This window comes from Rhizobium sp. P2_G9 (assembly GCF_056403475.1).
Window position 1 is genome coordinate 1 of sequence record NZ_JBFUFK010000014.1, and the last position, 24,489, is coordinate 24,489.

21 protein-coding genes and 6 pseudogenes are annotated in these 24,489 nt (G+C 59.4%); 17 read left to right on the forward strand and 10 right to left on the reverse strand.

All coding sequences use genetic code 11. The features are described from left to right. The 6 genes and pseudogenes from AC1DYF_RS13185 to AC1DYF_RS13210 form a co-directional block, all read left to right on the forward strand. Positions 1-422, forward strand: a pseudogene (locus AC1DYF_RS13185) (transposase); the annotation flags it as partial. Between the two features lie 377 nt (positions 423-799). Next, positions 800-1,999: a recombinase family protein gene (locus AC1DYF_RS13190; RefSeq protein WP_477877193.1), complete on the forward strand. Its 1,200-nt coding sequence runs from the start codon at positions 800-802 to the stop codon at positions 1,997-1,999. Positions 2,000-2,462: 463 nt separating this feature from the next. Then, positions 2,463-2,609, forward strand: a pseudogene (locus AC1DYF_RS13195) (IS5/IS1182 family transposase); the annotation flags it as partial. A 70-nt stretch (positions 2,610-2,679) separates the two neighbouring features. Then, positions 2,680-2,991, forward strand: coding sequence for a glutathione S-transferase N-terminal domain-containing protein (locus AC1DYF_RS13200; protein ID WP_477877194.1), 312 nt, complete (start codon positions 2,680-2,682; stop codon positions 2,989-2,991). After that, positions 2,883-3,155 (forward strand): glutathione S-transferase family protein, encoded by a 273-nt coding sequence (locus AC1DYF_RS13205; RefSeq protein WP_477877406.1) that lies wholly within the window; start codon positions 2,883-2,885, stop codon positions 3,153-3,155. The genes AC1DYF_RS13200 and AC1DYF_RS13205 overlap by 109 nt, the downstream gene beginning before the upstream one ends. Positions 3,156-3,393: 238 nt before the next feature. Next, a complete protein-coding gene (locus tag AC1DYF_RS13210) occupies positions 3,394-4,359 on the forward strand; it encodes an adenylate/guanylate cyclase domain-containing protein (protein ID WP_477877195.1) in 966 nt (321 codons plus the stop codon). 114 nt (positions 4,360-4,473) lie between these two features. On the opposite strand, the pseudogene AC1DYF_RS13215 reads toward AC1DYF_RS13210, so the two are convergent. Next, positions 4,474-4,783 (reverse strand): annotated as a pseudogene (locus AC1DYF_RS13215) (transglutaminase family protein); the annotation flags it as partial. Between the two features lie 307 nt (positions 4,784-5,090). Then, positions 5,091-5,747: a DUF2270 domain-containing protein gene (locus AC1DYF_RS13220; RefSeq protein WP_477877196.1), complete on the reverse strand. Its 657-nt coding sequence runs from the start codon at positions 5,745-5,747 to the stop codon at positions 5,091-5,093. A 246-nt stretch (positions 5,748-5,993) separates the two neighbouring features. Between AC1DYF_RS13220 and AC1DYF_RS13225 the strand changes: the two genes are divergently transcribed. After that, entirely contained in the window at positions 5,994-8,291 is a 2,298-nt protein-coding gene (locus AC1DYF_RS13225) for a cation:proton antiporter domain-containing protein (RefSeq protein WP_477877197.1), read from the forward strand. Positions 8,292-8,619: 328 nt separating this feature from the next. On the opposite strand, the gene AC1DYF_RS13230 is transcribed toward AC1DYF_RS13225, so the two are convergent. After that, positions 8,620-8,928, reverse strand: a complete 309-nt coding sequence (locus AC1DYF_RS13230; protein WP_477877198.1) for a flagellin — start codon at positions 8,926-8,928, stop codon at positions 8,620-8,622. Between the two features lie 475 nt (positions 8,929-9,403). Between AC1DYF_RS13230 and AC1DYF_RS13235 the strand changes: the two genes are divergently transcribed. From AC1DYF_RS13235 to AC1DYF_RS13255, 5 genes are all read left to right on the forward strand, one after another. Next, on the forward strand, positions 9,404-10,750 hold the full coding sequence (locus tag AC1DYF_RS13235) for a sensor histidine kinase (RefSeq protein ID WP_477877199.1): 1,347 nt from the start codon (positions 9,404-9,406) through the stop codon (positions 10,748-10,750). An 889-nt stretch (positions 10,751-11,639) separates the two neighbouring features. Beyond that, positions 11,640-12,185, forward strand: coding sequence for a YidB family protein (locus AC1DYF_RS13240; RefSeq protein WP_477877200.1), 546 nt, complete (start codon positions 11,640-11,642; stop codon positions 12,183-12,185). Between the two features lie 167 nt (positions 12,186-12,352). Then, on the forward strand, positions 12,353-12,541 hold the full coding sequence (locus AC1DYF_RS13245; RefSeq protein WP_477877201.1) for a hypothetical protein: 189 nt from the start codon (positions 12,353-12,355) through the stop codon (positions 12,539-12,541). 25 nt (positions 12,542-12,566) lie between these two features. Continuing rightward, the gene (locus AC1DYF_RS13250; RefSeq protein WP_477877202.1) at positions 12,567-12,893 is read left to right on the forward strand and encodes a DUF982 domain-containing protein; all 327 of its coding nucleotides are present in this window, start codon (positions 12,567-12,569) and stop codon (positions 12,891-12,893) included. Between the two features lie 391 nt (positions 12,894-13,284). Further along, entirely contained in the window at positions 13,285-13,497 is a 213-nt protein-coding gene (locus AC1DYF_RS13255; protein WP_477877203.1) for a hypothetical protein, read from the forward strand. Between the two features lie 524 nt (positions 13,498-14,021). Here the strand turns inward: AC1DYF_RS13255 and AC1DYF_RS13260 are convergent. The 3 genes from AC1DYF_RS13260 to treZ all read right to left on the reverse strand — a co-directional run bounded on the left by AC1DYF_RS13260 (position 14,022) and on the right by treZ (position 17,367). Then, entirely contained in the window at positions 14,022-14,363 is a 342-nt protein-coding gene (locus tag AC1DYF_RS13260) for a hypothetical protein (protein WP_477877204.1), read from the reverse strand. Between the two features lie 472 nt (positions 14,364-14,835). Continuing rightward, complete coding sequence (locus AC1DYF_RS13265; RefSeq protein ID WP_477877205.1) at positions 14,836-15,306, reverse strand: Hsp20 family protein; 471 nt, start codon at positions 15,304-15,306, stop codon at positions 14,836-14,838. 105 nt (positions 15,307-15,411) lie between these two features. Then, positions 15,412-17,367: a malto-oligosyltrehalose trehalohydrolase gene (gene treZ / locus AC1DYF_RS13270; protein WP_477877206.1), complete on the reverse strand. Its 1,956-nt coding sequence runs from the start codon at positions 17,365-17,367 to the stop codon at positions 15,412-15,414. Between the two features lie 826 nt (positions 17,368-18,193). Between treZ and AC1DYF_RS13275 the strand changes: the two genes are divergently transcribed. The 4 genes and pseudogenes from AC1DYF_RS13275 to AC1DYF_RS13290 form a co-directional block, all read left to right on the forward strand. Then, positions 18,194-19,198: a calcium-binding protein gene (locus tag AC1DYF_RS13275; protein WP_477877207.1), complete on the forward strand. Its 1,005-nt coding sequence runs from the start codon at positions 18,194-18,196 to the stop codon at positions 19,196-19,198. Positions 19,199-19,209: 11 nt separating this feature from the next. Continuing rightward, a pseudogene (locus AC1DYF_RS13280) lies at positions 19,210-19,623 on the forward strand (ATP dependent DNA ligase); the annotation flags it as partial. Between the two features lie 80 nt (positions 19,624-19,703). Beyond that, a pseudogene (locus AC1DYF_RS13285) lies at positions 19,704-20,869 on the forward strand (ISAzo13 family transposase). A gap of 15 nt (positions 20,870-20,884) precedes the next feature. Continuing rightward, positions 20,885-20,974, forward strand: a pseudogene (locus AC1DYF_RS13290) (ATP dependent DNA ligase); the annotation flags it as partial. A 47-nt stretch (positions 20,975-21,021) separates the two neighbouring features. On the opposite strand, the gene AC1DYF_RS13295 reads toward AC1DYF_RS13290, so the two are convergent. Next, positions 21,022-21,999 (reverse strand): 3'-5' exonuclease, encoded by a 978-nt coding sequence (locus AC1DYF_RS13295; protein ID WP_477877208.1) that lies wholly within the window; start codon positions 21,997-21,999, stop codon positions 21,022-21,024. Between the two features lie 191 nt (positions 22,000-22,190). Here AC1DYF_RS13295 and AC1DYF_RS13300 point away from each other — a divergent pair, with 191 nt between their 5' ends. Further along, positions 22,191-22,502 carry a DUF982 domain-containing protein gene (locus tag AC1DYF_RS13300; protein WP_477877209.1) on the forward strand — a complete coding sequence of 104 codons (312 nt, stop codon included), beginning with the start codon at positions 22,191-22,193 and terminating at the stop codon, positions 22,500-22,502. A gap of 36 nt (positions 22,503-22,538) precedes the next feature. Here the strand turns inward: AC1DYF_RS13300 and AC1DYF_RS13305 are convergent, their stop codons facing one another. From AC1DYF_RS13305 to AC1DYF_RS13315, 3 genes are all read right to left on the reverse strand, one after another. Continuing rightward, positions 22,539-22,763, reverse strand: a complete 225-nt coding sequence (locus tag AC1DYF_RS13305; protein ID WP_477877210.1) for a hypothetical protein — start codon at positions 22,761-22,763, stop codon at positions 22,539-22,541. Between the two features lie 277 nt (positions 22,764-23,040). Further along, a complete protein-coding gene (locus tag AC1DYF_RS13310) occupies positions 23,041-23,487 on the reverse strand; it encodes a DUF4334 domain-containing protein (protein ID WP_477877394.1) in 447 nt (148 codons plus the stop codon). 37 nt (positions 23,488-23,524) lie between these two features. Continuing rightward, positions 23,525-24,436 carry a hypothetical protein gene (locus AC1DYF_RS13315; RefSeq protein WP_477877211.1) on the reverse strand — a complete coding sequence of 304 codons (912 nt, stop codon included), beginning with the start codon at positions 24,434-24,436 and terminating at the stop codon, positions 23,525-23,527. Positions 24,437-24,489: the final 53 nt, after the last annotated feature.

Genomic DNA, 24,489 nt, shown 5'->3' on the forward strand with positions numbered 1-24,489 from the left:
GCATCAATCAGCTTTTGGTGATGACCGCGCGAGAGATCGAAGGACGAGAAGCGCAACCCACGGCGGGGATCATCGACAGYCAAAGCGTYAAAACSACGGAAAGCGGCGGCGTTTGCGGCTATGACGYGGGAAAGAAGATCAAGGGTCGCAAGCGTCACATCGTCACCGATACGTGCGGATTTCTGATCTTCGTGCTAATCCATGGGGCCRACGTGCAGGACCGCGACGGTGCGCCCGATGTTCTCAAGGCCATCCGCTACCGTTTCCCATGGCTGCGCCATATCTTCGCCGATGGCGGCTATGCGGGCGACAAGTTGAAGTTGGCGATGCGCCGTCACGGGCAGTGGACAGTCGAAATCGTTAAGCGCTCGGACAAGGCCGCGGGCTTCGTCTTGCTACCGCGCCGATGGGTTGTGACCCGCTGTACAATGTTGCCAAGTCTGGTTTCGAGTGGCCAGTGCGCATCGAGCGTCCACATCGTAGGCAATCGCCTGTTGAGGATGGCCGTAGTCGGGATGAGAGTCGATTTGTCGCGGCCGAATCAGAGCCGCGGCAGGATTTAATGCGCCATCGACGGTCGAGCTGCGAGTTGGCCGATGGAGGCGCACATGGTCCGGTGCATGGATCGCCCTGTGCTGCACGTGCAAGTGTCGTTCGAAGCGACAAGAACCGGCCCCCAACATCTGCTCGAGGCCTACGCCCAGCTTGTGCCGACAATACGACGCACGAAGCAACGGCCAGAGAGAGCAGGCCCCTCGTCGAAGGTGACGAAAGCGATAGCGAGATCGGGAGGTGAGCGATGACCGAGATGCGATGTGCGCTCTATGCGCGGGTGTCGAGCGAAGCCCAAACGCGCGACAATACGATTGCCAGTCAGGTCGCGGCGTTGCAGGAACATATTGCCACCGACGGCTTCTTGCTTGAGCCAGATGACAGCTACGTGGATGATGGCTACAGCGGTTCGATCTTGCTTCGCCCGGCGTTGGAGCGGTTGAGAGATGCGGTTGCCGCCGGCCATGTCGACCGCCTCTATGTCCACGCTCCCGATCGTCTTGCCCGCCGCTACGCCCATCAGGCGCTGCTGATCGACGAATTCCGTCGCGCCGGTGTGGAGATCGTGTTCCTCAACCGTCCCATCGGCGGCACGGCCGAGGATGACTTGCTGCTCCAGGTTCAGGGCGTGATCGCCGAATACGAGCGGGCCAAGATCCTCGAGCGCAGCCGGCGTGGTCGCCGCCACGCAGCACGCTCCGGCTCCGTCAGCGCTTTGACGGGCGCGCCCTTCGGCTACCGCTACGTGAGCCGATATCAAGGCGGCGGCGTGGCACGCTTCGAGGTGGTGGAGGCGGAGGCGCATATCGTTCGTCTGATCTTCGCATGGGTTGGTCTGGATCGCATGAGCCTGCGGGAGGTATGCCGGCGGCTCGAGCAGATCGGTTGCCAGACGCGGGCAGGTGTCACTCATTGGTATGCTTCCACGATCCACGGCATGCTTACCAATCCTGCCTATGTCGGACGTGCCGCGTTCGGGCGGTGCCGCTACCTACCACCACGACCGCGGTTGCGACCGATCCGCGGCCATTCGCAACCCGCCCCGCACGCCGCGTCCCGTGTTCCCGTTCCGACTGAAGAGTGGATCGAGATTCCTGTTCCTTCGCTCGTCGATCCGATTGTGTTTGAGGCGGTCCGTGCTCAGCTTGAGGAGAACCGCCAACGCAAGCGCCAACGCACGCCAAGCTCAGACTGGTTGCTGCAGGGCCTCACCGTTTGCCATCGTTGCGGCTATGCCTATTATGGCAAGCGCGCTCCTCGTGTTCACAACAAGTACGATCCGACCAACACGTTGCGCTACTATCGCTGTACCGGTGCGGACGGTCACCGTTTCAGCGGCCATCCCGTTTGCAACAACTCACCGGTGCGCGGCGATCATCTGGAAGAAGCGGTTTGGGATCAGGTGAAGGCGCTCATGGAGGACCCACGTCGGATGGCTGAGGAATAACGTCGCCGCCTGCTTCAGGCCCGTAACGAAACCCGTGAAACAGAAGAGATCGCCCGCCTGGAACGACAGATCGCGGCCTTGCATCGGGGCATCGGCCGGCTGATTGACAGCTATGCCGAGGGCGTTATCGACAAGACCGAATTCGAGCCGCGTATCGCTGGCCTGAAACAACGCCTCTCCCACCTTAAGGAGCAGCACCGGGCCGCGGTCAAGGTGGCCGAGAACGAGCGTGAGCTATCACTCCTCGTCAGCCGTCTGGAGGACTTCTCCGCCAAGGTGAAAACAGGGCTCACCAGCCTTGACCGCACCGGCATGCGGCAGATCATCTGTACTGTAGTTCGCCGGGTCGAAATCGACGATGCAGACATCGAGATCATCTTCCGTGTTCCGCCGCTTGATGGCCCAGCCGGCCCAAAATCACCAAGCCAGGCGCCCAGTTCCACGCAACATTGTACAGCGGACCGTCGAAAGAACATTTGCTTGGCTCGGCCGTTGCCGCCGCCTCGCCAAGGACTGGGAAAAATCGCTCGAAAGCGCAACCGCATGGGCGCAAATCGCTTCAATCCGAATGCTCACAAGGCGTATCGCAAGGTATTGGATCTACGAATGAACTTTTGAATCGGGCTCTCAGAAGTCCGCCGGCACCAGCGTGATCCGCCGACTATAAGGGCACCGCCGGGATGCGCCTCGTCCATCCCCTCGGCAAATCGCCGATCCTGGAAGACACCGACGGTGATGTTGGTCATTTGACACTGGTCGAGACGGGCGCGATCTGCGAATATCTCGCGGAGAAAGCGGGCGGTCGTTTGGGCCAAACGACCGGGCAAGCGTTCTGCTTTACAACCAGTTTCTCCACTACGCGGAAGGATCGCTTATGCCCCCGATGGTCGCGACGCTGGTCGTCAGCCGCCTACGGCTGCTTGGCCGCTTGGCCGCCAAGAGGCTGCGGCCGATGCTCGACTTACACCTCGATTTCGTGGAGCAGGAATTGAGACGACGCGCGTGGTTTGCCACCACCGAATTGACCGCCGCCGACATCATGAAGTCGTTCCCGCTCGAAGCCGCACGCTACCAGGCTTCGTCGCCGACGGGAAAAGGCGGCCGTCGCCTGGCTCGAGAGTATTCACGGCCTCGCTGCCTACAAGCCCGCCCTTGACAGGGGTGGCGGGTATGCGCTCTCGGAAATTGTAAAGTAAGGCGATCGAGGTCGCATCATTCGCCGACGGATTGCTCTGTGCGGAGCGAACATCGCCGGGCGGCCCTAGACAACGAAATATCAACGGAAACGATCGCACGCCCTGCGCCCGCTTCGTGGAACAACCCGTCGTGCCGCCAGTTGATGTTTGACGCGGCCTCGCGGAGAACTGTGAAGACGGGTCTCAGAGGTTCTCCGCTTGGCAATCGCCTCATTGGCAACCCAAGGACCCACACGATGGAAGCTCCTCCTCTCGAACAAGCTAGCGGCGATCTTAGCGGCGGACATCGAGGGGTATTCACGTTTGATGCACCTGGACGAGGAACAGACGCTGGCCACGCTCACGTCGCATCGCACCATCGTTGACGGGTTGATAGAAACGGCCCATGGCCAGATTTTTGGCACCGCGGGAGACAGCGTGCTGGCCGAATTCCCGTCCATCGTCCACGCCTTCCAATCAGCGGTCGCGATCCAGCAGGCGATGTGGCGCGCCAACCAGAAGCTACCGGACGATCGCCGCATGAACTTTCGCATCGGGATCAACGTGGGCGATGTGATGGTCAAGAACGGGGATATCTTCGGCGACGGAGTTAACATCGCGGCACGCCTCGAGACGCTGGCCGATGTCGGAGGCATTTGTGTTTCGAGGGGCGTGCGGGATCACTTGCGCGACCGAGTCGACGCCGAGTTCGAAGACCTCGGTGAACAGAACATCAAGAATATCGCGCGCCCCTTGCGGGTGTTCCGTGCCAAGTTCGAACCGGAGGGGGAGCCGATCCTCGAAATCTCGACCGCCCCCCAAAATCGAGAATCGTTCTCCGATATCGGTGATACGCTTTCTCCTCAAGGTAATGGTCAGGACGACGACAATTCAGTCGAAGTCTCGTTTTGGGAAACTGTGCGGGAGAGCGGTGACCCGGTTGAATACGCGATCTATCTGGATCGGTTCCCCGACGGCCAATTCGCAGAATTGGCGAAAGCCCGAATTGAGGGCGGCGGCACCCCCCAGGGCGATCCAGCCATCGAACTGGCCTTTTGGGAAACTGTCCGCGACACTGGCAACAAAGCCATGATCGAAGCTTACCTGGCCAAATTTCCCCGCGGCCAGTTCGTCGCGCTGGCAAACTTGATCCTATCCGATCTCTCTTCCAGAGAACCGGAATGAGATAGGGAGCATGCAGCCCGGTAACCGAGTGGATAAGCCAGCGCGCGGTTCAGGGACGTCGCCCTCGAAGACAACGAAACATGGCGCGACGCCCATTGTAGCTCGCGACTTGGCTCACTGCGCTCCGGCGTTCGGAGCCGATCCTTAGTCGAAATGGCATCGGTCGTCCGTCCCGGCAGTTCCGGCGAGCCGTCCGCGGCTCAATCATTATCGTCACGGGTCCCATCTCCATCTCGCCGAACGGCGACGCGAACGCGATCTCCGCCGCGTCCCGACCGACGCCAATGCGGACCAGGCCGTCGAGGTTTGCCTGGCGCGTTGCTTCGAACAGCCACCATCGTCCGGAAAGGAGGCATTCCAACACGCCAGGGAAGTCCCGTGGTTGGAGACCGTAGGCATAGCAGCCACCGAAACGCGCGGGTATGTGTCTTGTGGCATTTGCTACATGCTTCCGCGTATGTCCGGAAACGGACGGCAAACCAACTGTCGTCAAATTGATTGCCCCGAAATGAACAGCGAACAACTCCCAGCGCCTCGCGACCCGATCGCACTCGTCGTCAACGATGAGCCGCTCATCCTCATGGATGCATCCTGCATCTTGGCCGACGAAGGCTATTCCGTGATCGAGGCCAGCACGGCGGAAGAAGCGTACGCCTTTCTTGTGAAGCATCCGAGCCTTCAACTGGTTACCGCACCTGGAACAATCAGATGCCCCTTGGTGGATTTGAGCATCAAACATGTACGTCGCCGTGGGCAAGTTCCCCCTCTTCGTCGGCGGTGAAGAATACGAGAAAGACCAGGACACAATAAAAGACTGCAACGACTGCGGCAACGACGACACCCGGGACAGGGCCGAGATCGGCGTTTGTGATTGCTTCCAGTACAGAGTGGACGAAATCGCCCTTCGGACCTTGATCCTGCAAGTTGGGGGTCGAGATTTTCAACACCCAGGCAGCCAGCAAGATGGCAAAGACATGGATGTAGTTGCGCTTTAGACGCCTGGCGAACGCCAGCCGCTGTGAGATGAGGAATTTTGGGGTCCTCAGGCTCTCGCCTAGAATGAGCAGCCAATTGGACGCGAAATCCGGCTGTGGGGAAAAAATCTGAGCGAAATAGTAGCGCTCGAACTGGCGGACGCGGGCGCGATAGACGTCGAAGAAGCGATAGCGGCGCGCCTCAATCCAGAGCAAAAGCAGCGTCAGCAGCATAGCGAACAGAACCACGCCATGGTGGGAACTCGGGCTGGAGAGAGAAACCGACAGCATCGCGGCCGCGACTGTAAGCGCCCAGTTCGTCGTGCGGTCGAGACGATCCCGCCATCCGGCCATGCGTGCGATTTCGGCGCGGTGAAAGTGCGACATGGTGTTGACAAGTTCGGAAGATGTCATTGGCGCACTCGGCTTGGGAGTCGCCGGCAACGTCGGTGCGTTCGTCATGACCGTCAAGCTCCTCTGCTCGTTGGCTATAGACGGCACAAGCTAGAGCAACTTCTATGGTTCCAAAAGCCACAAGGTCGGCGCTCCGAGCAGTGTTTCGTGCGACGTTTGAAGAGGCGGCCAAGGTACTTTTCTGGCCGGGCGGAACGCGGGTCTGGATCGAGCGTTGCAGTTTCAATTCCAGCGTCGCGTGGCCTCATGAGCTTTTTTGGAAACAGGATTTTGCCGCGCCATCGTATCCCGATGGCGTCGGTGTTCGTGGCGCTTTGTCTTGTCATCGCTTGTTCTCCAGCCCTGGCGGCCTCGTCCCAAGCTCACGCACCATCCGAGTCCCTTTTCCTGATCCAGATCATCATCCTCGTCGTGATCGGTAGGCTGCTGGGCGAATTGATGGTCCGCATCGGTCAACCCTCGATCATGGGTCAGATCATCGGTGGAATATTGTTGGGTCCGAGCGTGTTCGGCGCTCTTTGGCCCCAGTTGCAGACACAAATATTTCCAAGCTCTGAAGTGCAAAAGAGCATGATGGACGCCGTGGCGCAGCTCGGTATCTTATTCTTGCTGCTGCTCGCCGGAATGGAGACGGACGTGCGCCTTGCCATACGCCTGCGGCGGGCTGCACTTGGCGTATCGCTGACTGGCATCCTCATACCCTTCGTGCTGGGATTCGCCCTCGGCGAGCTGATCCCGGCCGACATCCTTTCGGACCCGAATAAGCGGCTGGTGACCGCACTGTTCCTCGGTACCGCGCTCTCGATCTCTTCCGTCAAGATTGTCGCATCGGTGGTGCGCGAGATGGACTTCATGCGCCGCAACGTGGGCCAGCTGATCGTTGCCTCCGCGATCATCGACGACACCGTCGGCTGGGTGATCATCGCCATCACCTTTGGCCTGGCGGAAAAAGGTTCAGTAGACGTCCGCACCCTCGCCATAAGCGTCATCGGCACTTTGGCTTTCATGGCCTTCAGTTTCACCATCGGACGACGCCTGGTGTTCGAGGCCATCAGGCTTACCAACGACACGTTTCGCAGTGATCTGCCCGTCTTGAGCGCGATAGTTGCGATCATGGGTGGCATGGCGATCATTACCGACCTCATCGGCGTGCACACCGTGCTCGGCGCTTTCGTGGCTGGCATTCTCGTCGGGGAATCGCCAATCCTCACCCGTCAAATAGAGGGGCAGTTGCGCGCATTGACGACCGCACTGTTCATGCCGGTATTTTTTGGTCTGACGGGTCTCAAGACCGATCTCAGCGTGCTCCTCGACCCCCACATTCTCCTGCTTGCGGTCGGCCTTATCGTCATTGCTAGCGTCGGCAAATTCGCCGGCGCATTCACCGGTGCTCGGTTTGGAGGATTTTCCATTGCCGAGGCCATGGCGTTGGGATGTGGCATGAATGCGCGCGGGTCGACGGAAGTGATTGTAGCCTCGATCGGGCTTGCAGTGGGCGTTCTCGACGAAAAGCTGTTCTCTGTGATTGTTGCAATGGCCGTCGTCACCACCATGGCGATGCCGCCCTCGCTCAGATGGGCGTTGGCAAGGTTGCCGATGCGCTCAGAGGAGCGGGACCGGCTCAAACAGGAAGAGTTCGAGGACCAGAGCTATCTGGCGAATTGCGAGCGCATCATGCTCGCTGTCGATCTCACGCCCAGCAGCGACCTCGCGGCCCGCATCGCAGGCCATTTCGTAGTCATGAGGAAGACGCCAGTTACGGTGTTGAATATCATCGAGGACGAGGCGGCCAAAGACTTGCCGGAAGGCACTGATAATTCTCCGACGAACAGCGACGACGCACAGTCGGTCGCCGAACGCGTGAAATCAACTGCGGGCGGGGCAATCGCGTCGGAAGCGGGCACCGGCACCACCGCGCAAGGCGACATTCACGTGATCACCAGGGTCAAGAACGCTGATCTACGCAAAATCCTGGGTGAAGGTTCGGACCAGGGCCACGATCTGTTGTTCATCGGCGTCGAGCCTGTCGCAGCCGCCGACGGCGGGTTTGACGAACAAATCTCGGTCATGACATCTGCCTTCAAGGGCACCACGGTGATCATCTCTTCTCGCGGACAGGGTATCGCCGACGACAGGAACATGCGTATTCTTGTGCCCGTGAGCGGCACCGAACGTTCGACACGTGCGGCCGAGTTCGCCTTTCTCATCGCCAAGGCAACCGGGTGTTCGGTGTCGGTGATCTACATTGTCGGACCGGGGCAGATGCGCTCGCGGTCGCGCGTGAGCGACAATTCGAACATGCATGCAGCCACATCGGACCGGATCGACGAAGTTGCCAACTACTATGGGGTTTCTGCCCAGAAAATCGTTCAACAAGGCGATTCTCCGGAACTGTCCATTCTGCGGCATGCTCGGCGTGGCCGTTACGATCTGATTGTGCTCGGGGTCAGCCGCCGCGTCGGCGATGGGCTTTCCTATGGTCGAATTGCCGACACATTGCTGGAAGCTGCCGATCGGTCGTTTGTGTTCATCGAAACGGAATAGCTTTAATACAGTGCAGGCGGTTTTGCGACGCTGCCTCATCGGGAGTGCCGTCGCAAGATACAGCATCGACCGGGAGCATTCAGCTCGCGTAATTCCTCGATTAGCGTCGCCGACGTTGCCGACGAGAACGCGCGGGCAACGTCCAGGCAGCGTGCTGTCGCCACACATTTAGTTGCCTTCGGCATCCGTATTGAATGTGGAAAGTTCCACTCAGGTGTCCGACGGGCCTCGCCATTAGCGTCGTTGTGCTTCTCCTCGTGGGAGACGACCTCGTTGAGCGTGAAGCCGTCATCCGCCGTGCCTGTTGACTATGTCGGAACTTTAGATGTCACTGGAACAATCTGAGCACGCTGTCGGCCTCGGCGTTGGCGACCGAAAGCGACTGGATACCGAGCTGCTGCCGCGCCTGCAGCGCCCTGATCCTCGCGGAACTCGCGTCCATGTCGGCGTCGACCAGCTTGCCCACTCCCTTCGAGATCGTGTCCATGTTCGACTGGTTCTGTTCCTCGTAGGAGGCGAACGACTTCTGCATGGCACCGAGGGTCGCCATTTGGTCGGTGAGGTAGTTGAGTTTGTCGTCCATCTTCTGGATGTAGTCGTCGTAGATGGCGTTCCGGTCCCCGCCGCAGACGTGCATGCCGCGCTCCAGCTCCCGCAACACTTGAACACCCGATGCTTTAGGGTGGACGTCACGAATGAGCACAAGACGCACGAGGCGTTCAGGGAACGGGATCGGTAAGCTGTCGAATCCTAGATGTGACAGCCGAAGATGCGCGGTGAACCGCTGTATGCATGCAGCCCCAGCAAAGCTAGCTATCGACCGAAGTCAAAACCAAAGTACCATCTGGTGCGCGGACCTATTGTGCTTCTCCAATGTTGTTATGGACGAGCCAGCACCTAAATACTGATCATCGGCAGTCGGAGCTTTACCCTTTCGACGGACAGCGGTCCGCTGCCAGATACTTGGCCGTGGGCCGCACTATCGAAGAACAACGGACCGAAATCTGAAGAAACCACCCGCATGCAACAAGCAGTCTATTCAAGGGTGCGAAAGATGCTACAACAGTTCGGCGGGGTCGCAGTCGAACGCACGATGAACCTGCGGAGATGGCATGAGCAGTGATGCGAAACTTGAACTAGCGTTGAGAGCTGCAAATATCGGCATCTGGGACTGGGATCTTCAAACCAACGAATTCGACTATTCCGAGCGGGCCAGATCGATCTTCGGCTTCGCCCCGTCCGGAGAGATCACGTATGACATGGTCCGAGCCGTCACGCATCCCGATGACTTCCCCCACACTTCCGCGCAGGCCAAACGGGCGATCGACCCCGCGTTGCGAGAAGACATGCCATATGAATACCGCATCTTCCGGGCGGACACGGGCGAACTAAGATGGGTTCGGGCGGAGGGCAACGCGGTCTTTGAGATCGGCAGCGACACGGTCAAGGCCATCCGGTATATCGGCTGCATCCAGGACATAACGGATACCAAGCGGGTGGCGGCAGCTCTTGAGGAGAGCGAACGCAGACAGAGGTTGGCGATCGAGGCCGCCGGCATGGCCGTGTGGGAAATCGATCTTCGAACCAACTCGCTTGCGACATCTCCTGATTTAAAGCGCCTCTTTGGCTTTGCGGCCGAAGAGGAGCCTACCTTGGAAGACTTCAGGGAATGCTACGTGCCCGGAGAACAGGGCAAGACAAGGGAGGCGGCGATTGCAGCGTTGGGCCAGGGAGAAAGCCACTTTGAAGCTGAGTTCCGGATCAACAGGAAAGACGGCCAGGAGCGATGGCTGCTGCTGAGGGCGGAGATACTGCTCTCTGGCGGGGGTGAGCCGCAACGCGTCGTCGGCGTCGTGATGGACATCGACGAGCGCAAGCGGAACGCGGAACGGCAAGTCCTGCTCATGCGGGAACTTAACCATCGGGTGAAAAACTCGCTGAGCGTCGTCCAATCCATAGCCGGCCAGACGTTTCGGCAGGGCATCGACATCTCAGCCGGCCTCGAGGCGTTTCGTTCGAGATTGCGAGCACTCGCAGACGCCAATGACATCCTGATGCAAAGCGAGTGGGCCTCTTTCGATCTCGAGACACTAATCGACAAGGTGACCGCTCCCTACAGGACCCGGGGGCCGGACCCGTTCACGATCACCGGGTCGCACATACTTATCCCGCCTCGCTACAATGTGTCTCTTGCCCTAGCGCTGCATGAGCTCGCGACCAATGCGGCAAAATACGGTGCCTTGGCTGCGCGCGAAGGGAAGGTCATGATCGATTGTCAAAGCAACGACGAAACCGCCTCGATCGAGTGGCTGGAATCCGGCGGGCCACCCGTGACGGAAACGAGCCGCCAAGGCTTCGGCCTCCAACTGCTTACAAAGGTATTGGCACCCGCTTTCAGCAAAATGGATTACGAATTGCGTCCTCAGGGCGCGCGCTGCCGCATAGAGTTCCGCCTGTGAAACATCGAAGGGGCGATGAGGTGAGAAGTGAGTGGTCCGTCGACAAGAGACCGCAGCCACGTCAGTCGTTCGTCGCCGCTAACGGCGGTCTGATCCCGAACGGCACGCTTGTGGCTTGCCCTGAGATCCCGCGCTCTCGACGACGCGGCCGATCGAGACCTATACCCCGTAGATGACATAGCCAGAGAATGGCTCCGGTGTTCAGATGAGACCTCCGTCCAGGGTTTTCGCTTGCCAGGGTTCGAACGGTGGTTTTGATCCAGCTCATGCAGTCCGCCTGAGTGCCAACCCACCCATGCGCGAACACGCGACGATCTATTCACCCCACGCTCATTTCCCGTGTTTGGCGGGCAGCCCGCGAACTCACCATGCTTTCGACAGACAATTACGTGACGGCTGCTCTTGTCCTTGACGGTTTAGAGCTTCCCATTGGCAGGAACCGCACAAGCAGCTCTCCCTGGCTCAACAGCTTCTCCAGCCCGCCTCGGTACTCGCGCCGCTATTCTCCGTCGGCCCCGTCGACCCATGACATAGATCACGACAACCCTATTTTCTTCCGATCTGCCGCCCGACCAGAGTCCTTTCGCGAGTGAGTTCAAGAAAGCCGTCGCGGCGCCGTCGCGGTCCGTCAACTCACGTTGAACGCTGGTTGCGATTTCCTCGCATTTAATGATGTCCTTTGATCTTGCAGGGATAAACAGCTGAACCGAGTGCATACGCCCGGCAAACAGCGAAGCAGGTGGCAATGTTCCGGCGCAGCGGAAACTATGACGTCGTAGTGGTAGGCCGGTGGCCAAAATCGGCTCGGAACGCGCAGACCTCCGCTGCGTTGAACCGATGTCGAGCCGCACCGCTTTTGCCGCGGCGTCCAACATAACAGGAGTTTCCAATGTCACGTGGACCACTGACCGCGCTGCTCGCAGTCCTCGCTGTCGCGGGCTATCAGAACCGCAACAAGATCGCCGAAGTACTCAGAAACCTCGGACAAGGGGCACAGATGCCCGACCGCGATGGCACCATGCCAGCCAACACGGGAGGCATCGGCGATATCCTTGGTCGACTTTCGAATGGCGGTCTCGGAAGCTTACTCGGCGGTACGTCACCAGGCGGCATCCTCAGCGGCGGCTTGGGCGGCCTTCTAGAGCAGTTCCGCAACAATGGTGTCGATAAGGCGGACTCGTGGGTCAACACCGGACCGAACGACACGATCGAAGACCACGAGCTATCCAAGGCGCTCGGGCCGGAAATCATCGATGAACTCGTCGCCAAGACCGGGTTATCGGCGGAGGAAGTCCTCGCCCGCTTGTCTCGTGACCTCCCCAAGGCCGTCGACGACCTGACACCGGACGGTAAGGTCCCGACGGAACAGGAAATGACGGACCTGGCTCCCCCGCCGCCGTCTCGTTCGTCAGTCCCGAACGCTGGCACAGCCTGAGCGGTAAATTAGCAGTCTGTTGACGGACAACTCTTGCTGCGGTGATGAGTCGATACTCATGGGTTCCATAAAACTGGTCGAGGCGGGCCCGCATTCGTTCGTGCGTGGAACCATCTCGGCTCGTCAGCAGTTTGGGGGCGGAAAAGACCACATACGCGATGGGACCTATGACGGACGACGAAAACGACAATCTCAGCCTTGGCGAATCAGATCTCACGAACCTGCGTCCGGACGCCCGACGAGAGAGGACGGACATCCTGTTTAGAGCAATGGCACGCGCCGAAACCGTCAAGCGCCACGAGAAGACTGAGCGCCTAAAGCGCGCGCGTATGGAGGCGGCACGAGATGGCATATGAGAATTCGGCTCTGGGGGAAGATGTATTGAGTTCGCCCGTTTCCTCGCGGTTCGACAAGGTTGTAGGGTTGAACATGGAAGGCGAATGGCTGGCCGTGGACAATGCGATGGACGCCGCGCGTATGTTGGCCGATGCGTGGCCGGACAGATCAGGCCCGTCATATAAGCGGGCGTTGACCGCATGCCGTGCTTATCTCGACCATGGCGGTTCGCCGATCGCGGCAAGGGCTGCCTTCTCAGTCGCGGTGATGGAACTTGGCCTGCCGTTCAGGGTGTTCGACGACATGATGGCCTTCATGGATTTTCAAGTCGAAGTTATGACCGAGGAAGATATCCGGCGCAGCGCAGTTTGACGAGGGAAGTTTCTGGCACCTGTTGCCCGCGCCGGAACATCGCTTGCCGAGGCCGTTGTCGGAACATGCAAACTCTCGAACCACAGATATCGTGCGGCATGAGGACATTGGCGAACTTGTCGATTTTGAGGTCGCGGACATCGTCGCCACAGGAAACGAACAGAGTTATTCCGCCCAGGAAGTGGGGGCGGCATTGACGGATCCGTGAGCGCAAAGTCGGATGCGCTCAAACAAGACCTAACCGGGTAGAGGGTCCTCTCGTCGACCTGGAAGGGCCCCATTCGGGTGAGCTTCCGGCGGGCACCTCCACAGAAGTCGATCTTGGTATCGGATAAAGATGACCCTCAGCCTCCGATCGAGCCTTCTGCGATCTTTCAATAATCGAGACCACATGGACCTGAATCAATTGCTCCGCATGCTGGACGAAATGGAACCGGGAATGTCGATGAGCATTCCCAAGGACTGGATCAGCGCAAACGTGGCGGGCGGAGACGAAACCGAGCGCTACGTGAATACGATTGAATTCGTCCTCGGGCACAACTGCACATGGGAACATGATCCTGAAGGAAAGCGTCTGACGTTCGAGAAACACCCCACCGTATAGCAAGGCCAACAGGCCTGGAAATAGAAAGGCCTCTTTTCATGACAAGCTCCAAGAGATCTCAGGCGCCAAGTCGACGTCGAGGGTGGAGTTCTTGACAGCCGGGTGCGAGAAGTTGCCATTTAGCCTTCCGACTCAACCTTTTCGGCGACGCGGGAACGAAAGCCGTGAATTTTCGCGTCCGTATTCGGGCTCTCGCCCGGCGTAGCCACATCTTCTGCTTGCTGTTCGTACCGATTCAGCACCACTGTCGCCAAGCGGTATTGACTGATTTGGGCGCGCTCTTCATCTGAGATGAATTCGACGGGTGCGCTCGGGTGGTCGTCTACCGGGCACATCCTCGTGCTACGAGACCTCCGTCTTTCGGCACAGAAACATTCATCACTGAAAAGTGTAATGATCGCCAAACCTCGTTATCCGTTGGTCAGCGACACAGACGTTGGAACCAAACGCCGCGTCGAGGATTACGGTAGGCTCCGGGAGAGAACCCCATGGGCCCGTGTCTGACAACCGTCTGCGATACACTTCTAGGTGTTCCCCACACCGAAACGACGGATCGCCGCCGCTTCGGACCTCAACATTGACGCGGTCCGTGCCATTGCGCCGTCTCCCTTGACGAACAGATGAGTGATTCTGGCGGCGCGCCACGCGTCGAGGAGATGCTCGACCATCGTTTCGTCAGTGTTCACGGGACGAAGGATCGTCGTGGTTTGTCCGACGCGCGTCGCGCCCAGCCACACGGGCCGATCGGGGTGCATGAGCGCATGTCTCGGCATCGTCGACAGTGTCGTTTTCGACCAACTGTCGCCGGGCCGCTCGTCCTGCCGACGGCTTGATTGGCCCTGTTCAATACGCTTAGCGACAGCCATGTCAGCCTCATGCCAAACTCTTGCGATGCCTGCGGCGTATCGGCGCCAGGCAACGCAGGTCCAGACGCCGCCTGGGCCGGTCGATGTCACCTGGCGTCTTCCATTCCTCGTGCGCGTCCCAGTCAAGCGACCCAAGGCGGCCAAGACCTCGGCAAGAGACACCTCGCCACTGGAGCCGGGATAATGACGCAGTGTTGGGATTGATTCGACCGTATATTGATCGCTGGCCCAAGACGCCAAGATCGCTCGCTTTTCCTGTGCGGACAAATGCGTCGCGCAAAGCACATCTGTTGGATGCCCGAAATGGGCCGTCCGGTGCAGGAGGTGCGACACGATGAATCCCTCTGGGCCAGCGGTCGTGACGGAATTGTCTACTGGGCCCTTTCTCATTTTTCGCTCCATGGATCGTCACTCAATGGATCGGTGCGTGCCGGGACCGCCCCCGGCACAAATATGAAGTCAGTGTTCTGCTTCAGGCGGCCTGCTTGTCCGCTTCGATTTGCAATGAAGTGGTCGCGGACGAGCCGTTTTCGATCGCGATGCGGCGCGGCTTGGCCTGCTCTGGAATTTCGCGTTTGAGCGTGATCGCCAACAGTCCGTTGGCGAGCGACGCCCCCTCGACATGGACGGGGTCGGCTAGCTCAAAGCGTCGTTCGAACGACTGTGTGCTGATGCCGCGGTGCAGATACTCGCCTTCTCGCTTCTGAGCAGCGCCGCCCTCCACTACGAGGACGTTGCGCTCCCGCGTCACGTCGAGGTCGCCCATGGAGAAGCCGTCGACGGCAAGGCAGATAGCGTAGCGGTTCTCGCCATTTTTTACGATGCCGTAAGGCGGCCAAGCGTCTACGGCCTGAACGCGCTGTGTATTGCTGAGCAGTTTGACGACCTTGTCGAAACCAACAGTCGAGCGGTAAAGCGGTGCGAAATCGCATTCAGCTCTCATAGCCATATCCTCGTAAGCAACATGGTGGGGACGTTGTGTCCAAATATATCAGCCCCACAGAAAGCCGATGGTGCAAGGCTGGCGGCGTTCCCGGATAAAACGCTGCTACTCTGAAATGTAATTCTGCCACTCTTTCAACTGATCGCTGTCCGGCGTTGCGCGGCGGCCTCTCGTCACCGGCGCCAGAATCAGGGAGCAGTCGGCGCTGAGCGTCCAGCGACTTTGCAGATCCGCAGGTCGCCGGCCGCTTCCTCCATAGGCGAAATCCTCGCTCGACCAAACAACCGACCATTGGCTGCCGGTTGGCGGGGCGAGCAGCGGATCCGCGAGGCCGGTGATGGTGATGTCCGGGCCGAGGTTCACTATGAGCAGCCGCTCGTCTTCGGGCATGCTGAGGAAGAAGCGCAGCAAGAAGGCCCTTTCGCCGACTACGCTTCCGTCCAGGCTGCGCCCACCAGAGTTTGGCTCAGCGTTGAATGCTGCCGTGTTGCGCCGGAGCGCGAGAAGGTCGGTATGTAGCCTGACGATTTCGTGGTTTTCTGCATGCTCGGCCCAGTCTAGCTTCGATGTTTCGAAGGTGGAGCGAGCCGAGGGATTGGCCATAGTCTGGGCAAAAACCTCATCCCGAAGGCTGGGGAACTGCTTCAGAAAGTCGAGCCGTCCGGTGCGAACGGCGTCGATCTCGCCGCCGGAAAGGTCGGCGAAATAGAAGAACGGGCTCGATGCGCCGAACTCCTGGCCTTGAAACAGCATGGGTGTTTGTGGGCCGATAAGCAGCAGCGCCGTCAGCGCCCGCACGCGGGCTGGGGAGGCGAGCCGGTCCATGCGGGCGCCTTTGCCGGAATTGGCGATCTGGTCGTGATTCTGCAAGAAGTGCACGAAGTTTTGCGGTCGCAGATCGAAGCCAGCCCGTCCGCGCGGCGCATCCTGCCAGTCGTAACGCTGACCCTGGAAAAGATAGCCGTATTTGGCAGCGGAGATGAACTCCTGTGCCGTGCCTCGATGGTCGTGGTAATAGGCTTCGCTCCTGCCGGTTAATGCCACCATGGCGGAGTGATGAAAATCATCGTTCCACAGCGCATCCAGCCCGTAGCCCGATTGGGCGGATGGCCGCACCAGCCGCGTCTCCTGCGGTTCATTTTCCCCGACTATGTAAATGCTTTTCTTGCTTGCCGCGGCGCGTGCCTCTCGGGCGATGAGAGCGATGATGTGCTCGTCACCGGCATCGAACAGCGCTTGTGTAGCATCCAGGCGCAGTCCGTCGAAGTGGTACTCATCAATCCAATAGGCCGCATTCTTTGAGAAGAATTCCCGCACGCCGTGGCAGTTATTGCCATCGAAATTGATCGAACTGCCCCAGTCATTGGCATAGCGGTCGGTGAAATAGTCGGGGGTGAGGTCGGAAAAACGATGTGTCGTGCCGAGGTGATTGTAGACGACATCGAGGATCACGCCGATGCCGAGCCCATGGGCCGCGTCGACGAAGGCCCGCAGACCGTCAGGCTGGCCGTAGAGGCGTGACGGGGCATAGGGCAAGACCCCGTCGTAGCCCCAGCCGAAGTCACCGCAAAACTCGTTGACGGGCATAATTTCAAGACAAGTGATGCCGATTCCCTTCAATAAGGGCAGTTTTTCAGCCGCCGCCGCATAGCTGCCCTCTGGTGTGAAGGTGCCAAAATGCATTTCGTAGAGCACTTGACGGTCAGCTGTTATCCCTCGCCAGTCTTGATCGCGCCAATCATAGGAATTGGGATCGACAACCATCGACCAACCGCTGGGCCCTGTCGGCTGGAAGCGGGAGGCCGGGTCGGCGGCCAAGTCAGTGACCATATCCAGTCGGAAACGGTACAGCGCACCAGCGCCGAGACCCTGTGCATTGAGGCTGAAGTATCCGCCCTCGCCTGCAGCCATGGCATGCTCGGTACCATCCGCGAGCAAAACAGATACACGGCTGCGGGCCGGTGCCCAAAGGCGGAATGAGACACCACCTTCGCTGCATTCGGCGCCGACCGGATATCTTCTCCTAAGTGTTCCTTGGTAGGGAATCCGTGTCGTCGTCATGGTTCTCCTAAATTGCGCGCGTTGTCGTTGCGATATAGGCGGCCGGAAAGCCCGCGTCTCAATCAAACCTCTGTTTCGATTGAGGACATCCAATCACCATAAACAGGATCAGAGCGGCAGAGTTCCCGGAGCAGGAGGCCCAAATCTCCCCTCCGATCAAAGCGATTACACACACGCGATGGCAGACCCCGCCGGGGCTCTGCGAGGTGCTCTATGGCAGAAGGTGTACGGTCCATTCCGATGATCCTGGAACTGTCAGCGGGTGGGACGAGAGCGGCGGGAACGGCCGTGGGCTCTCTTATCCATGGAACTTTGCCGTCTTTGATCACCGTAAAACTGCAAGCGGCTCGCAAGATGCAGCATCCGAACGGAGCAGCGTCAAGACTTTGAGCGGTCTTTGGTAGGACCGCGGTGATTGACGAGATTATAGGCACTGTTGATCAGGGCGAGGTGCGAAAAGGCAGCCAGTGAGATTGATCTCAGCGCATGCCCCACTCTCGAGCTGACACTGCGTCCCCCGCTGCTTTCGGCAAGGGCACAACCGTCGGCCTCCAACTTATGACTTGCAATTACTCAAGCCCGCTCAGTTGCCGCGGCTCGGGTGCCGCTTGTCCGATGCATGGCGACCACAAAACCATTGGCGATCGGATCCTCGGCCCCCGATCTCGCGGACACACCCTCATCTAATTCGCGATGCGCCGGCTGATACAATTGAAACAAATGAAACAAAGTCAAAGCGGCGTGATCGCCCGTTACTGAGGCAGAGCAACCGAGCAGCCCTATGGCGCCACAGCCACCTGCCCGGCTTACAAGGAACGAAAGCATCATGACATCGACCTACACAGTCACCGGCGATATTCATACCATCGTCGACGCCAATGCCGCGGATACAAAATATATCATTGCCGAAGGCGGAAGCATCACGCTGCCATCGGGCTTTGCCATCGATGCAACTTCGGATGCGGCCGGGCGTTCCTTCGAAATCAATGGTCACCTGTCGGGCAATGTCGGCCTTGCACTGGGCAATGACTATACCCAGCCCTCTGGCGTGCATGTCACGGTCGGCGCAACCGGGCTAATCAACTCGGTCTATGATGGCATCCTTTCCAAGGGAGACGGCGCAGTGATCACCAATCACGGTGAGATCGATTCTTATTGGGGAATCGATGCCCGCGGCGAAAATCTTTCGATTACCAATACAGGAACGATTAACGCGACCGCATATGGCCTCGAGCTCGGCACCCGAAACGCAGATGTGCATAACTCCGGCACGATCTCGGGCGGGGCGGGGATAGGTATTGGAGTTGTCGGCTACTTGGATGGCGCCGTGACCATCGTAAACACCGGCACCATCAGTGGCCAGGCTTGTGGCATCCAGACCTTCTATGGCGACGATACCGTGATCAACAAGGGTATCGTCGACGGCAAAATCGATCTTTATGCGGGCGATGACCTCTACGACGGCAAATACGGCGTGGTCCACGGGCTCATCGATGGCAATGTCGGAGACGACCACCTGAAGGGTGGCAGTCAATCAGACCAGCTTTCCGGCGGCTTGGACCACGATGTCCTGACGGGCCGCGGCGGCGCTGATGTCTTCATCTTCTCCACGGGATTTGATGCCGACGAGTTCACCGACTTCCAGGTGTCCGGCAACGATCACGACAAGATCAATCTCAGCGCTATGAAGGGGTTCGGCAGCTTCGGCGATCTCAAGGGGCACATGCATGAGAACGGCGGCGATGCTGTCCTCGACTTCGGGCACGGCGACGTGCTGACCCTTGACCACGTCAATTTTCACGACTTGTCGAAGGCCGATTTCCTGTTCTGAGGCCGTTGCGGGCGATTCAGCTCTCCGAGGAGGTGCACGGCGATGGTGCCGCCCTTCTGGCGCATGCCTGCTCGATGGGGCTGGAGGGTATCATTGCCAAGCATCGGAATCAGCCCTATCGCGCCGGCCGCACCAGCGACTGGTTGAAGGTCAAATGCATCCAGAGCGAAAGCTTCATGATCGTCGACTATGAACAATCGACCGCAGCCCGCGGCAGCATCGACAACCTGCTCCTGCCGGCAAGGCAGCGCCATGACTGGGCTTACGTCGGTTCCGTCGGGACCGGCTTCAATCTCAGGGATGCGGAGTATCTTAAGAAGACGCTCGACACGCTGAAGAGTAAAAAGCCTACCGTGCCGCTCAAAGGCAAGAACCTAGGAAGCATCGATAAATTTCTGAATCGGGAAGTTGGATATTGTGGATTCCCATTTTCGCGGTTTGTTTGTAGAGCGTGTCGGTGATCGATGTTGCTGGGATAAAACTGCGTTATGAAGCGCTCAGTCCGATGCTGGACGAGCGAGGCCGTCGTCGTTTTGCTGCGGCGGAAGCGCTTGCGGCCGGATGGGGCGGGAGCGCGGCGGTGAGCGCGGCGACGGGGATCGCGCGCAGCACCATCAGCTATGGATTGCGCGAACTGCGCGGCCAAGCGCCGGATTCAGCGCTTGGCGGGGTGCGGCGCAAGGGTGCGGGTCGCAAGCCCCTGACCGAGACGGACCCCACGCATCTGTCCGACCTCGAAGGTCTTGTCGATCCGTCAACGCGCGGCGATCCGATGTCGCGGTGGAAGTGGACCTCGAAAAGCCTGCGCAACTTGTCGAGCGCGCTTTGCGCCATGGGCCATCGGGTCGGCTACGACGTCGTCGGGAGCCTATTGAAAAGACTTGGCTACTCTCTGCAAGCTAATTGAAAGACGCTCGAGGGATCAGGCCATGCCGGCGACGCTCAGTTCCAGCATATCGCCCAGACGGTCAAGGCCGCCATCGCCGCCGACCAGCCGGCGATCTCCGTCGATACGAAGAAGAAAGAACTGGTCGGCGACTTCAGGAATGGCGGCCGTGAATACCAGCCGGCCGGATCGCCCGAAAAGATCCGCGCCCACGACTTCGTCGACCCCAAACTCGGTCGCGCCGCGCCCTACGGTATTTACGACATCGCCGACGACAAGGGATGGGTCAGTGTCGGGATCGATGACACGGCGGCTTTTGCCGTCAATGCAATCCGTTCCTGGTGGAAGAGCATGGGACGCGACCGCCATCCGCACGCCCATACCTTGACGATCACCGCCGATGGCGGGGGAAGCAACGGCTCGCGCGTCCGCCTCTGGAAGGTCGACTGCAAAAGCTCGCCAACGAACTGGGTCTGAACATTATCGTCCTGCACCTGCCGCCCGGAACCAGCAAATCGAACAAGATCGAGCACCGCCTCTTCTCATTCATCTCACGCAATTGGCGGGGACGACCACTTGTCGACTATCGTACCATCGTCGAACTCATCGCAGCGACCACCTCGACCGCCGGCTTGACGGTGCGTTGCGAGCTCGATGAAAATCTCTATCCCGCCGGCATCAAAATCTCCGACGCCGAAATGGCCCAACTCAATATCATCCGCAACACCTTCCACGGCGAATGGAACTACACAATTAGGCCCAAAACCGCAAAAACGAAGCCGTAATTTGTCGACGATTCCCTCGCGTTTGTGCAGCCGACGCTGATTGCCGAAATCGAGTTTCGCGGTTGGACTCATGACGGAAACCTGCGCCACACGTCCTACAAGTGACTGCGAGAGGTTCAGGACGCTGAGTGAGGCGGAGAAAAGGCAGGCATCTATTTTCGCGCGCGGAAGCGGTCGAATGCGGTCAGTCGCTGGATGGGTGGATCGGCGTCCGGCCAGCGGTAGATTTCGGCCCGCAGAAAATGAAGCTCCTCATCCAGGTCTGCTTCGGCGATCTCGATCCACCAGGATTTGGGGCGTCCATCACTACCGTCAGCCCAGCGATAGCCACGCGCCTTGAGATGGTCTTTCAGATCGAAAGGAGAATTTTCCGCAAAGATACGGACGCGTGAAAGCTGGCTGGCATCGTAGAGTGCCGCAAAAGCAGAACGCTCGGCGCCACTGCGCTCTCCGGCCAGAACCTCGAGCAGTGCGAAGCAATCGTCGACGGCGCGGTGTCCGTCGTGGAAATATCCGCTCTGGCCGATGAGATAACCAAGCTTCGTACCTTCATAGCCCCGGCTGCTCCAGTCGATCTCGGAGACCGAGCACGCCCATGCCTTGCGCGCGAAGATGTCGTTGAGGCCTTCGCAGAAGGGCCGGTCGAAGGCGGCATTGTGCGCGATGACGAGATCGGCCGGTTCGACGATGGCGCGCACCGCGCCCATGTCGAGAACCTGACCGACAACCATCTCATCCGTGATCCCGGTAAGCTGGGTGATCTCGGGTGGGATCGGGTTCATCGGCTGCTGCAAGCCACCATAGACGCCAAAGACATCACCGACGTCGCCTTGCTCATTGAACGAAAAGGCCACCAGACCGATTTCGATGATTTCATGCTGGCGAGGATCGAGACCAGTGGTCTCGGTGTCGACGATCACGCCGGTCAGCGGGAAACCCGGGCAGCACACATCAACGACCTGGCGTGGCTCCAGCTTCCTCAGGACGCGATACCGCCCCGTCGCTTCAAGCGCACGCAGCATGTCCTCTTCCGAAAGAAGGGGGTAGGATTGCCGCGCCTTCCTGGTCGTCTCCAGCGCTATGACTCGCGGCCGCTCGTCATCGGAAAACATATCAAGCTGTGATGCCATGCCACCCTGCCCGTTTCGCTGGATATTAAGTCAATGAAATATCCAAGAGAAGCCTCCATCACACTTCTTCCGCAGCCAGCGTGATAGCGCACAAGAGATTGGAGCGGCGCGACGATTGGCCTGGGAAGGCAAGTCCTCTATTGGACAGGATAGCGGAGTATTGGTCTCGTTGCCAAAGGGCGTAAAGGAACGTGGCAGGTTTTGATAAGATCGTCGCTCTCAAGCTCGGCCTGGATTGGGTGCCGGTTGAAAGCGCCGAGCACGCATTGAACTGCCTGTATGAACTCTGGCCCGACGCATCCGGGCCCTCATACCTTCGTGCCGTCAGGAACTGTCAGGCCTATCTCGCAGGGGAAACGACAATGCTGGCTGCGCGAGCAAGCTTCATGGTTGCCGCTATGGAAGCGGGGCTTCCGTTCGAGATAATATCCGGATCACCTCGCTTTCATGGACGCGCAAATCGCGTCGGTCGCTCAGGAGAACGCCGCCAAAGACAGGGATGAGTCGGGCGACGGCGAAGCCGGCACCTGAATTCGCTCCTACTTCAGAGCGAAGCGGTGTCTGGCTTCCTCGACACATTCTTCAAACAGCCGAGCGGGGTCGGTCGTGCCTTGGCGATAACGGCGCATCACCAGATCGGCACAGTCCTGGCGCGTGTCTTCCGAGTCGAAGAACCAAGGCAGCGCTATGATTGCTTGGTAAACCAGTCGGACCTGTTCGAATTGCGAAGGTGTAATCGGATTGTTGATGGCTTCAACGCTCATGAGCCGCCCACTGGATGCCTGGATAATCATCGGAAGCGGAACCCATAGTTTAGCAACGCTGAATTTAGCATGAATACTCGCGCCTGATCGAGATCGAGCAACTGATCAGCCCGGGGCTGCACCGACGCAGGGCCAACGCGCTAAAATGGACAGGGCGCTCGACCCTTCACGGGGAGCGCCCTGTCGACCCGGACGACCACACGCGGCAGCAAACTGCTCGACAAGGCGGTCATCGATACGGGTAGTGAGCGACAAATGATATCCGGCCGTTCGGTTTTCAAGGTCCGTCGACGCGCTCAAGTTCAAAGAAGTAGACCGGCTCCTCGCCCCGGATCGTCATCGCCCCCATGAGTCTCTCCTCATCAATCCGACGGAAATAGTCGACGATCGGCTGGTCGTCGTAGACCATGGCCGCACTCTCAACGCCGCCAAACACGACCGTCTTCAGGGAGGCGACTGGACCCCTCGCCCGCAGTCCGCGCTGGAGATAGGCAAACAGGTTTTTCGCAAGGCGCATCCTGCCGACTTTATGGAAACGAAGCGCCAGCCGTAGCGGAATTCTGGCCGGATCAATGGCAACCAAGCGCCGTTCGTCGAAGCGAAACAGTAATGCATCAGCGCGCATGTCCGGCCTGAACCGCTTGCCGAACCAGCCGAGATTTTCCAGGACGCCATCGAAAGGATGCCCGGCTGGGATGCCACGCCCTTTCCAGAGCCCGCCCATCTCGCGCGGCTCGATCGGCGGCAAGCGTCGAAATTCGTCAAGGGTCGTTTGCTGTGCTCCCACCAGAGGAACCTTCTTGCCGGCGACCTTTGGTGCGCCGCCTGGATTTGGCGCTGCGCCGCGCCGTTCGCAACTCCTCCAGCGTCGGCAGCCACCAGCCTCGCCCGAGCTCGCTTTGTTTGGGTGGCGTCCTGGCGGGCCAGGTCGCCACCAGTTCCTCCAGCGATCCGGACCGCCACGATGCCCAGATGTATTCCTCTCCCTCGCCTGCGGAAAAGTAGAACGCACTGACCGTATCAGAATCCGCCAGTTCACCATCCGTACCGATGAAGAAAACGACGCCGACATGGGTGCCAATCGCGCGCTGGAACGGTGGGCCATCATCGGCGAGCACGGGATAGCGTTTCCGCCGACGCTCCCTTATCCTTGCCTTGGACGCCTCTTCCTCCTCGGCCCCCCTGATGGCGTCCCGCCGCGCGCGTCGCGCCTGCGGCTCAGCGCGCCCGGCCGCCGCCTCGATCGCCCGCCATCGCCGGCGGAGTTCCTCAAGAGAACGGTAAGGCACAGTCCACAGGCGGCGATCGCCGTCCCAACGGGCATGCGGGATTTCCCGGATCTCATTGACGATGGTTCGCGCGTAAGGCGTCCGGATTTCGATAACCGCTGGCATTGCTTCGAGATAGCGGCTTTCGATCGGATCGAAGGTAAAGGCGTCCCTGCCCTTGTCGTCGGCGAAAGCGTCGGCCTCTGCCTCCATCTCGGCTAGCCAGCGGCCGATGCGCCTCTCGGCGGTGCGGCCGGGCACAAACCACGCATTCAGGCTGTCGCTCCACCGAGCGCGCGGGAAAGACTCGCGAAAGCGCTGTACGGTGATACGATCGTGCGGCAGATCAGTCGTTGCGCCAACACGCTGTCCAGCCTGGATTTTGTCGTTCGGTTCCTCTTCCATAGTGCCTTACCGCAGCAATGCAGCTTTTGTTTTGGCTGCGTCGTGCTCGAACG